Raw genomic sequence first — 13816 nt, 5'->3', positions numbered from 1 at the left:
GTATATGCTAACTTTTTTTCGCCGTTTAAGACAACAGCTTCTTAAAGAGAATCGATTTTCTAAATATTTATTATACGCCATTGGCGAAATCATTCTGGTTGTCATTGGAATCCTGATTGCACTACAAATCAATAATTGGAATGAAAACAGAAAACTGGAAAACAGTAAGCAAAAACTTATGTTGGCTCTAAAAAATGAATTGGTTAACAATAAAAATGAGCTGGATAGCTACCTACTTGAAATACATGAAAGTAATAGTAAGTTTAATAAAGTACTTCTGTATTCTGTGGGAGATTATGCCATTCCTAGTGATAGTCTAAAGTATTATCTGTCTGAAATGATTTATGGCAGAACATTATCCTTACTGAATTCGGTACAAGAAGAAGCTATTAATTCTGGTAAGTTTGAAATGTTAAGTGATAGCCTAAAACAGAACCTTTCTAAATTAAAAGACTATACTAATTCTAGAAAAAGAATTAACGACAGGAGCACTGATATGCTAAATGTTGATGATGATAACAAGATCGTTAATTTAATGGCCAGACTATACTTGCTTCCCGAAATTCCAGAAAAATTTTTAATTCATCCATTAATTCCAACACATCCAGAATTTTTATCAAACAATATGGAGTTATCAGCTCTAGTCAAGGATCCTAACACCTACCTAACATTAAATAAAATATATTTAATGTATGTAGCCGATGAAGTTTGGGTTAAGTATGGCCTTGTTAGACTAACAGACAAAACCATTGCATTAATCGACAAAGAATTGAATACAAATGATTAAATTCTTTAGAAATATCAGAAAAAAACTTCTTAACGAAGGCAAAACTAGTAGGTATTTTAAATATGCTATTGGCGAAATTGTGCTTGTTGTTATTGGTATTCTCATTGCATTACAGATTAACAATTGGAATGAAAAGCAAAAAGATATAGAAAAGGAACAGCAAATCCTTTTGAGTTTAAGAGAAGAATTCAAACAAAATATAACAGAACTCGAATTTGACCATGCTTTAAATAAAGGGAGTTTAAATGCCATTGTTACGTTAATGAATTTTGACCATACAAACGCATTTAAAACCAAAACCATTGATAGCTTATTAGGGCAAATGTACAATTACGCCACTTTTGATGCGCGATTAGGTGTTATGAACGACATTACATCTTCTGGTAATCTGGAACTCATAAGAGATTCTAAATTAAAATATGCGCTAAACCAGTGGACAGGTGAGCTTGACGATTACAAAGAAGACATTATTATCAGAAGAGAATATTGGGTAAACAATGTACCTAGAATATTGTACAAGTTCATTCCTCTGCGAAATGTAGACGTTTCAATGAACAGATCTGATTACAAACGTGATATTATAATTCAACCTATAGAAATCCCAAAAGAAAATTACGTAGCTTTCCTGTCAAGCCTAGAAGTTGATAGCATGTTGTTTGATTATTATATAAATCAATCCTACGTTACCGTAAATGAAAATGTGATCATGCGTTTTTTGAAAGATACTTTAAGTTTAATAGAAGCCAATATAGAAAATGATTAAATTCTTTAGAAAAATACGCTATAACCTTATGAGTGAAAATAAAACAGGACGCTACTTTAAATACGCTATTGGCGAAATTTTTCTAGTAGTTATTGGTATTCTCATAGCGCTTCAAATCAATAATTGGAATGAACACAGAAAAGAGCTTCAAAAAGAATTGGTAATTGTGAAAGAACTACATAATGAATTACAGCAAAACTTAAAAGTAACCACAAAACACCAACAGGTTATTGAAAAAATAAACCAAGAAGTACTTTTTCTACTTAATATAAGTAATGATTCCCTAAAGTCATTAACCAACAAAGAGCTAAACGAGCATATTTTTAAATCATCAAAAATCACCAGCTTTACACCAATTAACCAGAAATTGAAAAGGATATTAGGTATAGAAAGTTTTAGGTTCAGTCACTCTAAAACGCTTTTAAATGAACTCCAGGACTACAATAACTCTATTGATGATATTACTGCAATGAATTTATCAGCAGTTGATGTATTTAGAAATAAATTGGTTCCATTTTTAAGCAAAAACGTTAGCATAAAAAATTTAATGCATGAAATGTACCCAAACAAAATTACCAAAAGTGATAATTATGTTGATGTTAGACCTATTGTTAAATCTATGGCATTCGAAAATCTCTATGCTGATTTTTTTGCTAGCTATACTTCCTACATCTGGACTTTAGAGCAGAATATTGAATTAATAAACTCCCTAATAAAACATATAGGAAAAACCTACCCATCAGTTCTTTTAACTACAGAAACTCGTTCATGATAAAATTCTTTAGAAACATCCGTAAAAACTTGATCAACGAAGGCAAAACTAGCAAGTATTTCAAATACGCCATTGGCGAAATAATTCTTGTGGTTATTGGTATTTTAATTGCATTACAGATTAATAATTGGAATGAACACAGAAAAGGTCTAAATAAAAGAGAGATTTATACCAAGTCCCTTTTAAAAGAACTAAAACAAGACACTACAGATTTTAGAAAGAATACAGAATTTCTTAAGAAACAAATGGAGGTCTTAAAAGGTTTTCATGAAAGATTAAAATCAGAAAGCGCTACCATAGACACCATGAAACAGATTGCCCGATATGAATTTGATATGGTCATAGACAACAAAAAAAACTACAATGACAAGACAATGCGGTCTTTACAAACTTCGGGGGAAATACAATTATATCCTAAACATGTACAAGATTTAATGCTCGAACTCACAGCGATTCAAGAAGAATATAATGATCTTATAGAGCTATACCTTGCGGATTATCTACATGCAGTCCAAGTGCAAAATCTTTTGGCCACAAAACCCGAAAAGTATAATTTTTTTGGAATAAATGATAAATTCAAATCTAAAACTTGGGATGCTATGGATGATGTTGAGTTTATCACGGTTTTTGACAATTTACTAAATTCAAAGTTAGACTTTACTAACTCAAGAATCATGATTTATGAGCTGGTTTCCAAAAAAACGGAAGCGCTTATAGAAACCCTTCAAACTCTAGATGAAAATGATTAAATTCTTTAGAAACATACGCAAAAAACTTCTTAGTGAAGGCAAAACTAATAACTACCTAAAGTATGCCATTGGAGAAATTATTCTGGTAGTAATTGGGATATTAATTGCGTTACAAATTAATAATTGGAACCAAAACCGAATAGAAAATAATAGAGCACGTAAGTTATTAAAAAACATGGTAGAAGATTTGGCTACCGATACACTAATGCTAAACCGAAGTATTGCAAATTATGAGTTTCAGAGCAATAATTGCGTAAAACTTCTAAATGATTCTCTTTTTGTAAATACAACATCAGACTCCTTGTATTATATGCTTCCTTTAAATCAATGGGGATTACTTTTAACCACTCAGGCTTTTGATAAAATTAATAACGCAAGTCTCTCCTCTTTACTGGGTTCATCTGAGTTAGATCAAGCTATTAGCGAATATTACATTACCAGAGCTGAGTTTGCAGAAAAACAGTTTTCATGGGAAGAACAATGGACTAATAAAGATGAGGACTTTTGGCTTAACACTCTAGAAATAGAAATTCCACAATTTTTTAAGGTTAAAAACAACCCGAGTTATAAGCAATCTGAACCCGAGAGAAAGCAAGAGTTGTTACGAGTTATTACTTCCACCGAAGGCAGACAAAGAATTAGACATGCTCTAGACCGAAAGCAAATAATGTTGAATACAATGAAAACTAGAAAGGAAACAGCAATAAATTTAATTTTTCAAATTAAAAAGCACATATCAAGTGAATAAACAGTTATGATAAAATTCTTTAGAAACATCCGTAAAACGCTTCTCAACGAGGGTAAAACAAATTAGAAGAATAATGATAGATATAATTTGAGTACTTGCTATACACTATTGCAGCCCTGATCTCATTAAATAAAAAAAGCCAACTCAAAATAAGTTGGCTTTTTATTATATACTGTTTTGGTTTATCCACCAAAATCATCAAATCGGATGTTTTCGTCTGGGATACCAAAATCTTGCCCCATTTTCTCAACCGCCTTATTCATTAACGGTGGGCCACAGAAGTATAATTCAATATCTTCTGGTGCATCGTGATGGTTTAAGTAGTTATCGATTACACAATTGTGAATAAATCCTACAAAGCCATCGCCTGGCGCATCTATATTTTCTTTTACTTTCCAGTTATCTTCTTCTAATGGTTCAGACAATGCCATATAGAATTTAAAGTTAGGGAAGTCTCTTTCTAATTCTCTAAAGTGTTCAATATAGAACAACTCACGTTTAGAACGCCCACCATACCAATACGTTACTTTTCTACCTGTTTTTAAGGTTTTAAATAAGTGGTATAAGTGTGAGCGCATTGGTGCCATACCTGCTCCACCACCTACATAAAGCATTTCTGCATCAGACTCGTTGATGAAGAATTCACCGTAAGGTCCAGAAATAATAACTTTATCTCCTGGCTTTTGAGCAAAAATGTAAGACGATGCTACTCCAGGGTTAACATCCATCCAACCATTTTTGTTTCTATCCCATGGCGGCGTGGCAATACGCACGTTAAGCATAATCTCACGTCCTTCTGCTGGGTAAGAAGCCATAGAGTAAGCACGCTCGACAACTTCGTCGTTTTTCATAACTAATGGCCATAAACCAAACTTATCCCATTCAGCTTGAAACTTATCTGGTGTTTCATGCTCTTCTGGGTGTGCTGTAATATCAATATCTTTATAATTGATAGTACATGGTGGAATTTCAATTTGAATATACCCACCAGCTTTATAATTCATATCTTCTGGAATACGAACAACAAACTCTTTAATAAAGGAAGCTACGTTGTAATTACGAACCACTTCGGCTTCCCATTTTTTAATTCCGAAAATTTCTTCAGGTATGGTAATTTCCATATCCTGCTTTACTTTTACTTGGCAAGCTAAACGCGCACCGTGTTGTAACTCTTTACGTGTAAAGTGAGGTGTTTCAGTTGGAAGTGCTTCGCCTCCTCCTTCTAATACGTGGCATTCACATTGAATACATGTTCCACCACCACCACAGGCTGATGGTAAAAAGATTTTTTGGTTACCTAAAGTAGATAATAAGGTTCCTCCAGAAGCTACTTCAACTTCTTTTTCACCATTAATTTTTATGGTTACTGGACCAGATGGAGAAAGTTTTTGTTTTACGAATAATAACAACCCCACCAATAGTAAGGTGACCACTAAAAAAGCGGCTACGGTTGCTAAAATTGTTCCTAATGTACCTGCTGCTAATATCATGTTACTCGTTTATTGTAGTGGTGTTTTCAGCTAATTTGTTTTCTTTTTTGTTAACCTTTTCAACTTTTGCAGTTTCTTCAGGTTGTTTTTTACCTTCATCATCGCCACCAGTTAACATTCCTCCAAAACTCATAAATCCAATGGCCATTAAACCAGTAATAATAAAGGTAATTCCTAAACCTCTTAACGGTGCAGGAACGTTTGAATAACGTATTTTTTCACGAATGGCTGCAATAGCTAAGATTGCTAAGAACCAACCAATACCTGAAGAAATCCCGTAATTAAACGCTAACCCAATAGTTTCTATTTCTCTAGATTGCATAAATAACGATCCACCAAGAATGGCACAGTTTACAGCAATAAGTGGTAAAAAGATACCTAAAGAGTTATATAATGATGGTGAGAATTTTTCTACCACAATTTCTACTAATTGTACCATGGTTGCAATAGTTGCAATAAACATGATAAACGATAGGAAACTTAAATCGTAATCGGCATATTCTGCGCCTAACCATTGTAATGCTCCTGGTTGCAAGATGTATTGATCTAATAACCAGTTTACAGGTACAGTTACTGCTAATACAAATATTACAGCAGCACCAAGACCAACAGCTGTGCTTACTTTTTTAGATACAGCTAGGTAAGAACACATTCCTAAGAATGTGGCAAATACCATGTTATCTATAAAAATTGATTTGAAAAATAATTCTAAATGTTCCATATTCTATATTTTGATGAGATTCTGAATCAAGTTCAGAATGACAAGCCAATTTTAGTCTTCTATTAAATCTTTGTTTCTACTACGTTGTACCCAAATAATAATTCCTACAACAATTAATGCCATTGGCGATAATAGCATAAAGCCATTGTTTTCATAGCCTATGGCATACAATCCCGTTTTTTTGATAGGATCTCCCAAAACTGGAAAACCTAATAAGGTTCCAGAACCTAACAGCTCTCTAAAGAATCCTACTATAACTAGAATTACCGCATAACCTAATGCGTTTCCTATACCATCTAAGAACGATTTCCATGGGCCATTACCTAATGCAAAGGCTTCAAAGCGTCCCATAATAATACAGTTGGTAATAATTAATCCAATAAATACCGAAAGTTCTTTACTTAAAGAATACGCATAGGCTTTTAGTACTTGATCTACAATAATTACTAAAGCAGCTACTACAGTTAATTGAACAATAATTCTAATCTTCGATGGAATAATGTTACGGATTAATGAAATAACCACGTTACCCACTCCCAATACGAACAATACAGATAACGACATTACAATTGAAGCTTTCAATTGCGCCGTAATAGCCAAGGCCGAACAGATACCCAATACCTGAATGGTAATAGGGTTGTTATCCGCTAACGGGTCTGTAATTAATTTTGTGTCTTTTTTAGAAAGTAATCCCATAAGATTAGTTATTTAAGTTTTTGAAATAAGGCACGTACAACGACAAGTCGCCTTTAATCATTGCTGCCACACCATTTCCTGTAATGGTAGCTCCAGCGATAGCATCTACTTCGTTATCAGTTTTGTCTTTATTTAATGGATCGGCATTGCTTTTAGAAATATCAACACCTTTAAAATTGCCCTCGCTATCTAATAAGTGCTCACCAATAAAGTCGTCCATAAAGTAACGTTCTTTAATGTTAGCACCTAAACCTGGTGTTTCTCCTTTATGATCGAAATACGCCCCTTGAATTACCATGTTTTCGTCCATAGCTATGTATGCCCAAACAGCATCCCAAAGCCCTTTTCCGCGTATTGGAGCAATGTAATACGTCTGACCGTCTTTCTCTCCAATAAATAATGGCAATCTTCTTTTAGAAGCGTCGCCTTTAGCTTTTTCTTTTTTAATATCGATTAAGTAAGCTTCATCGTTTTCAGTAACGTTACCGTCTTGAATTACGATTTGCTTAGTAATGTACTTATTAAATAATTCTGGAGCGACATCTGTAGATACAAAGTTAGCACTACTCTCGTCGTTTTCATTTACACCCATGGCGTATAAAATGTTTTGCTGCTTTTCCAGCTCTACATTTTTTGTAATTGTAGGTTTAAGTGATGCTGCCGTAAAGGCTAACAAAGCACCTACTACGATTACCATTCCTATGGCAAACAATACGGTATATACGTTGCTATCTGTTTTATTACTCATTTTAAGCTGTTTTTGCTTTTAAACGTTTCATTCTTTTCTTCACATTACCTTGTACTACGTAATGGTCTATGGTTGGTGCAAATACGTTCATCAATAAGATGGCTAACATAACACCTTCTGGATATGCTGGATTGAATACACGAATTAATATGGAGATAAATCCGATTAAGAATCCGTAAATCCATTTTCCTTTATTGGTTTGTGAAGCGGTTACTGGATCGGTTGCCATAAACACAGCACCAAAAGCAAATCCACCAATTAATAAGTGGTGCCAGAACTCTGTGCTCATTAAGCCATAAAATTTACTGCTTTCTGTTATCCAACCAGCATTTACAACACCGTTAAAGATTAAGCCCATAACTAAAGCGCCTATTACAGATGATAGCATAATTCTCCAGCTTCCTATTTTTGTAAGAATTAAGAATAAACCACCTAATAAAATTAATATCGTTGATGTTTCTCCAACCGAACCTGGAATCATTCCGAAGAACATATCTGCAACAGAATATCCAGCATCTTGACCTTGAGCCAAACTACCTAAAATAGTTTCACCAGAAATGGCATCGACATTGGCTCCTGCTGCAATTTCGCTAGCGCGTTCTTTAGCACCGTGAACCCAAACTTTATCTCCAGACATCCATGTTGGATACGCGAAGAATAAGAAGGCACGAATGGTTAAAGCGGGGTTAAGAATATTCATTCCTGTTCCACCAAATACTTCTTTACCTATTACAACACCAAAAGCTACTGCTACGGCTAGCATCCAAAGTGGTAAATCTACTGGTACAATTAATGGTACTAACATCCCTGTTACCAAGTACCCTTCTTCTACTTCGTGTCCTTTAATTACAGCGAATAAAAATTCGATAGCTAAACCAACACCGTAAGACACTATAACTAATGGTAATACTTTCCATAGTCCTACTACTAAGTTATCCCAAGTCCAAAATGTGGCTCCGAAAAATCCGTTGGCAGCTTCTATGTCTCCTAAAGCTAAATGATGTTGATATCCGGCATTAAACATTCCAAAAATTAAGCATGGAACTAATGCCATAATCACGGTATTCATAGTACGCTTTAAATCGTCTGCTGCTTTAATATGCGTCCCACCGTGAGTGGTTTCGTTAGGCAAGTATAAAAACGTATGAAGCGCGTTAAACGCTGGCGCCATCTTGGTGCCTTTATACTTTTCTTTTAGTTTATGTAAATTACTTTTTAAACTCATTTATTTAAAGTTTTTCATTCTAAAGATTAAAATGAACGATTAACCAATTTCTTTAATCATTATATCTAGACCTTCTCTAATAATTTTTTGATGTGGTTGTTTAGACACACAAATAAATTCTGTAAGTGCAAAATCTTCAGGAGCTACTTCATACATACCTAAGGCTTCCATTTCATCTAAATCTTTATACATACAAGCTTTTAGAATTTGCATTGGGTAGATATCTAAAGGAAAAACCTCTTCGTAACTTCCTGTTACTACAAAAGCTCTATGCTCACCGTTGGTATTGGTATTTAAATCGTATTTTTTCTTTGGGTTTAACCAAGAAAATGTCATCGCTCTAGACGTTGATATTTTATTAAAAATAGGTTTATTCCAACCAAACAATTCGTAATCATCGCCTTCTGGAATAATACTTAATGTGTTATTGTAATACCCTAAAGCACCATCTGGTTTAATTTGTGTTCCTGTAAGTACGTTTCCAGAAATAATTCTTGCATTAGCATCTTTATCGATACCGTTGTCATAAATCATTGTAGAAACTTCGCTACCTATTTTGGTTTTAAAGTAACGTGGCCTTTTAACTTCAGAACCTACCATAGCAACAATACGTTCTGCATTAAATTTACCTGTTAACAATAATTCACCTATAATTACCAAGTCTTGTGGGTTGATAGTCCAAACCGTTTCGCCCTTGTTTATAGGATCTATTTTATTAATCTGTGTCCCCACATTTCCTGATGGATGCGGTCCAGACACTTTATGCAAGGTAATGCCATTTAACCCAGCTAAAGGAGACGTAGCGTTTTTACCTACACTAACATGAATATTACCTTCAGTTAATTTCGCTAAAGCGTCAATTGCTGTTTGCATTTCGGTTTCCTTCCCTTGCAATACGTAATCGTAATCTGCAACTAAAGGTGCCGAGGCATAGCCAGAAATAAAAATAGCTTTAGGCGTTTTTGTTGGATTGGCAATCACATCGTAAGGACGTTGTTTAATAAAAACCCAACACCCTGAAGCCATTAAATGTGCCTTAATACTTTCGGCATTGGCTTTAGCGATATCAAACTTACCGTGATCTACCACCGCCTGTTCTTTATCTGCTTGGATTTTAATTGCCATAATTCGTCTTCTCGCACCACGTACCACCTCAACAACTTCACCAGCAACAGGAGACACAAACTTCATATCTTCAACATCTTTGTTGTAAAATACAGTTTCGCCAGCTTTTACCTTGGCGCCTTCTTTTGCGATAAGTTTTGGAGTAATGCCGTGGAAATCTTCAGGTCTGATGGTGTAGAAATTGCTAACTATGGCATTTTCAGTAGTTTTTTCAGCTTCACCAACAAGGTTGATGTCCAGACCTTTTTTAATCTTAATGTCGTTTGACATAGGTTTAATTTTGATATTAGTTCTCAAAAAATCGCAGCAAATTTACGAAGTAAATGGGAAATAATAATATAGAAAGTTCATGAGTATTTTATTTATAACAATTCTAAATAAACAAATCGCCTTAGGCATAAAATTTGCTTATATTTACAAACAAACCTTGACTGTATAAAATGACATTAAAACATATTCTTTTTGCACTAACCGCACTAACTATTAACAACCTCTTCTCTCAAGTTAAAGAAGTAAATCCGCCAGATTATATTAAAACCATTACGTTTAAAGGCGATACTCCTGAAAGTCAACTCCCTGTGCTTCGAAAAGGAGAGTTTTTAGTATTAGAGTTTGATGCTTTAAATGGCAATGAAGATGATTATTATTACAAAATTGAGCATTATAACTACGATTGGACACCATCGGTTTTAGCAAGAGCCGAATTTATGGAAGGTTTCGACAACCAACGTATACGAAACTACGAGAATTCGTTTAACACCTATCAAATTTATTCGCATTATAAGCTAACCATTCCCAACCAAAGAACCAGAGGCTTGAAAATTTCTGGAAACTACATGATTAAAGTATTCAATGAATATGACGAATTAGTCTTCTCTAGAAAATTTATGATTTACGAAGATCTAGCCAATGTTGGCGTGAGCATAAAAAGATCTAGGGATGTAAAAGATATTGATGGCAAACAAAGTGTGGACATTACCATAAACTCTAGCAACTTAAGGTTTAACAATCCTACACAAACCGTTAAAACTTTAATTGTACAAAACAACAACTTAAACACAGCTATATCGGGCTTAAAACCGCAATACACCTTAGGAAACGAATTAATATACAAATACACGAAAGAGACTAGTTTTTGGGCTGGAAACGAGTATTTTTTCTTTGAAAATAAAGACATTAGAGCCGCCAATACTGGCATACAATATATTGAACTTGGCAACTTATATAACAACTTTTTGTTTGCCAACATTATTAGAAAAGACAGACCATACACTTACAACCCAGACATTAATGGAAACTTTGTAATAACCGCTATAGATGTTGAAAACACCAACATTGAAGCAGATTATGCGTGGATTCATTTTGCTCTTCTCACCAGAAAAGAGTTAAAAGAAAAACAAGTATATGTGTATGGCAACTTTAATAATTATGCTACAGATGAAAGCAACCTGATGCATTACAACGACAAAGAAGGTATGTACGAAGCCAGTATTTTATTAAAACAAGGCTTTTACAATTATAAATATGTTACCATAGACAACAATGGTATACTTGAAGAAGGTAGTATAGGCGGAAACTTTTATCAAACCGAAAACAACTACAAAGTGTTAGTATATTATCGTGATTTAGGCGCAAGATACGATAGATTAATTGGTCTTGGCGAAGCTAATTCAGTGAACATATCCAACTAAATTTAACAACACGTTAAAGTATTAATTCGCCTAATTAATTAAATAAATTTTTATTATTTTAGCTAGACAATAAAAGCTTTTGCACACAAAAACCCAAATGGTTCAACAAGTTACAAAAGGCATAAAAATTTCAGTAGAAACGTCATTCGAAGGCACATTTTATAAGGATTATAAAATTCAATTTGCCTATGGATACAAAGTAACTATTGAAAACCAAAGTAAAGATACCGTACAGTTATTTGCTAGACATTGGATTATTAAAGATGCTTTAAATAATGAAACCATTGTTTCTGGTGAAGGTGTTATTGGAAAAAAGCCTGTATTAAAACCTGGTGAGGCTCACACATACACTTCCGGCTGCCTTTTAACCTCTCCTTTTGGCGCTATGAGAGGACACTACAATATGACAAACCTTAACACCACTAAAAAATTTCAAGTAGTCATTCCTACGTTCAAGCTAAGTGCGCCTTTCGCCCTTAATTAAGATTTTTTATCAAAGCGATAAATGGTATTGTTTTGCTTTACATGACAATACAAACAGTTAGAAGAATACAAAAAAGTATAAGGTGTGCTATACTGAAAACCTTCTTCTTGCAGAATAAAAATCGCATCCACATCTACCATTCCATTAGGAGAAACTCTTCTAAAGCGATATTCTTGTTCTACATTACTTTCATGCAATTCAAACCAAGCTCCCGACCCTATTCCAGATAACCATTGCGCGTTACTATTCACATACTCTTGTCCTTTTGGCTTCAATGTTCCAACATTAGACACACGATGTGTTTTCAATCTATCTAAAAAACACATTTGGTTAATTTGCCTAACCGATCCATTAAAAACCTGTATACTCCCATTGTCTTGCACTTTATAAACATCTGCCTCTGAATTTGCCGCAACAACATTACCAACAGTACTAGGGGTAAACTTTTTTGACCTAACAAGTCGCTTTTTTATGGTATTATCTGTAACCGAAGTAATTAAAGTATCTGTAACAAACCGCGCACAATTAGTCGCCTTTTTTATAAAAGCAGCATACCTTATAAACTGCCTTTCCTGCATAATTTTAATAAACTCACTAGCTTTATTATAGTTTACCTTTTTACAAACAGATGCATACAATGTACCTTCACCATGTGTGAATTCTGGATGCGTTGCCAAATAATTTAAAATGTCGTTTAGGTTTACAATATTATCATTAACCAGTTTTGCTCTTAAGGGCTTTTCCAGTTCGCAATCGGTATCTTTTGCTCTTACACGACCTGTAGCATGAGGTGTTACATAGCGTCCAAAATCGTAATATTCTAAAATACCTGTTTCTTTACTAATTAACACTAAAGCTGCATGCCCAGCTCTTACATGAGTTTGATTACCTATTCCCAAATACTTTAAAAAAGGCGAATACCATTCTTCGGCATGCCGAACAATAGTTTCAGGATAAGCTAGGGTTAAAATAATTCCTGTATTATTATTTTTCATGAATTAAGTTAAAATCAAAGACAACTGATGTTCTTGTGCTAGTTTGTAAGTCTTCATATTGCATGGTTACTAAATGATTACATTTTTCAACTTGTGTTATACTCGTTGTTTTTACAAACCCTCTGTCCATTATAACGCCAAAGTCATCATTATTTTCACCAGCGTGTTTATGAAATTTAAGTAACGTAGACGTATTTAAAGCAGTCTCTTTTTTAAATGTTTCAAACCATAATTTGCGCTCCTGTTTCATAGACGCAGTATACAATGTAGATGATGACCAAATATGTGGTTCCAACGGTAAGTCTTTTACATGTTTTTTATTGCCGTCCCAAACAAGCTCTAAAAAACGCAACCTTTCAATCCATTCCACACAAACTATTGTAAAAGGCTCTACACCATTCAAATCATAGCTAGCTACTTCAGTTTTAAAGTCCTCACAAGTCAATAAATCTTTAACAACCACACCACGACTCAATCTATATTCCTCTTTTCTTTTATGTTTATTAAACCCACCGTTCAATAAACAAATTAAACGTTGCTTCTCGCTAACACCTATCCAAGTACCTCCAGCCAAACTGTCTTTAGGATATAACAACTTAACACCATCTTCATTATAGAATGTTGGGGCTAAATTTTCACGCCCAGGTGCTTCATCTCGGTTAGAGGTTAAAACAAAACTATTTTGGCCTTGCGGGGCAAGAGTAACTGTACACATATACTATATTGTAACATAAAAATGGCAACTTACAAAATTTCTAATATTTAACGCCTTTTTATAATCAAATTTGCAAACAAACCCGTTTTAAAATATTAAATTTGCAA

General features: G+C 34.1%; 15 protein-coding genes. 7 read left to right on the top strand and 8 right to left on the bottom strand.

What is annotated here, in order from left to right; all coding sequences use genetic code 11:
• Window positions 1-4: 4 nt before the first annotated feature.
• From R3L15_RS01790 to R3L15_RS01770, 5 genes are read left to right on the top strand one after another with little or no spacing between them, the layout of a single operon-like run.
• Window positions 5-787, top strand: coding sequence for a DUF6090 family protein (locus R3L15_RS01790; protein WP_338732888.1), 783 nt, complete (start codon window positions 5-7; stop codon window positions 785-787).
• A complete protein-coding gene (locus R3L15_RS01785) occupies window positions 780-1550 on the top strand; it encodes a DUF6090 family protein (RefSeq protein ID WP_338732887.1) in 771 nt (256 codons plus the stop codon). The genes R3L15_RS01790 and R3L15_RS01785 overlap by 8 nt, the downstream gene beginning before the upstream one ends.
• 28 nt (window positions 1551-1578) lie before the next feature.
• A complete protein-coding gene (locus R3L15_RS01780; RefSeq protein WP_338732886.1) occupies window positions 1579-2322 on the top strand; it encodes a DUF6090 family protein in 744 nt (247 codons plus the stop codon).
• A 29-nt stretch (window positions 2323-2351) separates the two neighbouring features.
• Window positions 2352-3071, top strand: a complete 720-nt coding sequence (locus tag R3L15_RS01775; protein ID WP_405023543.1) for a DUF6090 family protein — start codon at window positions 2352-2354, stop codon at window positions 3069-3071.
• Entirely contained in the window at window positions 3064-3819 is a 756-nt protein-coding gene (locus R3L15_RS01770; protein ID WP_338732884.1) for a DUF6090 family protein, read from the top strand. Before R3L15_RS01775 ends, R3L15_RS01770 begins: the two co-directional genes overlap by 8 nt.
• 182 nt (window positions 3820-4001) lie before the next feature.
• Here the strand turns inward: R3L15_RS01770 and nqrF are convergent, their stop codons facing one another.
• From nqrF to R3L15_RS01740, 6 genes are read right to left on the bottom strand one after another with little or no spacing between them, the layout of a single operon-like run.
• On the bottom strand, window positions 4002-5309 hold the full coding sequence (nqrF, locus tag R3L15_RS01765; RefSeq protein ID WP_338732883.1) for an NADH:ubiquinone reductase (Na(+)-transporting) subunit F: 1308 nt from the start codon (window positions 5307-5309) through the stop codon (window positions 4002-4004).
• Between the two features lies 1 nt (window position 5310).
• On the bottom strand, window positions 5311-6030 hold the full coding sequence (gene nqrE, locus R3L15_RS01760; protein ID WP_125466983.1) for an NADH:ubiquinone reductase (Na(+)-transporting) subunit E: 720 nt from the start codon (window positions 6028-6030) through the stop codon (window positions 5311-5313).
• A 51-nt stretch (window positions 6031-6081) separates the two neighbouring features.
• Window positions 6082-6726: an NADH:ubiquinone reductase (Na(+)-transporting) subunit D gene (locus R3L15_RS01755; protein ID WP_338732881.1), complete on the bottom strand. Its 645-nt coding sequence runs from the start codon at window positions 6724-6726 to the stop codon at window positions 6082-6084.
• Between the two features lie 4 nt (window positions 6727-6730).
• Entirely contained in the window at window positions 6731-7474 is a 744-nt protein-coding gene (locus R3L15_RS01750) for a Na(+)-translocating NADH-quinone reductase subunit C (RefSeq protein ID WP_338732880.1), read from the bottom strand.
• Window position 7475: 1 nt separating this feature from the next.
• The gene (locus R3L15_RS01745) at window positions 7476-8699 is read right to left on the bottom strand and encodes an NADH:ubiquinone reductase (Na(+)-transporting) subunit B (RefSeq protein WP_338732878.1); all 1224 of its coding nucleotides are present in this window, start codon (window positions 8697-8699) and stop codon (window positions 7476-7478) included.
• A 39-nt stretch (window positions 8700-8738) separates the two neighbouring features.
• Window positions 8739-10094, bottom strand: coding sequence for a Na(+)-translocating NADH-quinone reductase subunit A (locus R3L15_RS01740; protein ID WP_338732877.1), 1356 nt, complete (start codon window positions 10092-10094; stop codon window positions 8739-8741).
• A gap of 170 nt (window positions 10095-10264) precedes the next feature.
• Here R3L15_RS01740 and R3L15_RS01735 point away from each other — a divergent pair, with 170 nt between their 5' ends.
• Both R3L15_RS01735 and apaG read left to right on the top strand, forming a co-directional pair.
• Window positions 10265-11515 (top strand): DUF5103 domain-containing protein, encoded by a 1251-nt coding sequence (locus R3L15_RS01735; RefSeq protein WP_338732876.1) that lies wholly within the window; start codon window positions 10265-10267, stop codon window positions 11513-11515.
• Window positions 11516-11612: 97 nt separating this feature from the next.
• Window positions 11613-11999, top strand: a complete 387-nt coding sequence (gene apaG, locus R3L15_RS01730) for a Co2+/Mg2+ efflux protein ApaG (RefSeq protein WP_338732875.1) — start codon at window positions 11613-11615, stop codon at window positions 11997-11999.
• On the opposite strand, the gene R3L15_RS01725 is transcribed toward apaG, so the two are convergent.
• Together R3L15_RS01725 and R3L15_RS01720 are read right to left on the bottom strand one after the other, a co-directional pair.
• On the bottom strand, window positions 11996-12994 hold the full coding sequence (locus R3L15_RS01725; protein WP_338732874.1) for a DUF6695 family protein: 999 nt from the start codon (window positions 12992-12994) through the stop codon (window positions 11996-11998). The two genes, apaG and R3L15_RS01725, sit on opposite strands and share 4 nt — an antisense overlap.
• Entirely contained in the window at window positions 12984-13709 is a 726-nt protein-coding gene (locus tag R3L15_RS01720) for an NRDE family protein (RefSeq protein WP_338732873.1), read from the bottom strand. The genes R3L15_RS01725 and R3L15_RS01720 overlap by 11 nt, the downstream gene beginning before the upstream one ends.
• Window positions 13710-13816: the final 107 nt, after the last annotated feature.

This window comes from Mangrovimonas cancribranchiae (genome assembly GCF_037126245.1).
Taxonomy (GTDB): Bacteria; Bacteroidota; Bacteroidia; order Flavobacteriales; family Flavobacteriaceae; genus Mangrovimonas; species Mangrovimonas cancribranchiae.
The sequence above is the reverse complement of the archived record's forward strand: the minus strand, read 5'-3'. Positions and strand labels throughout refer to the sequence as shown.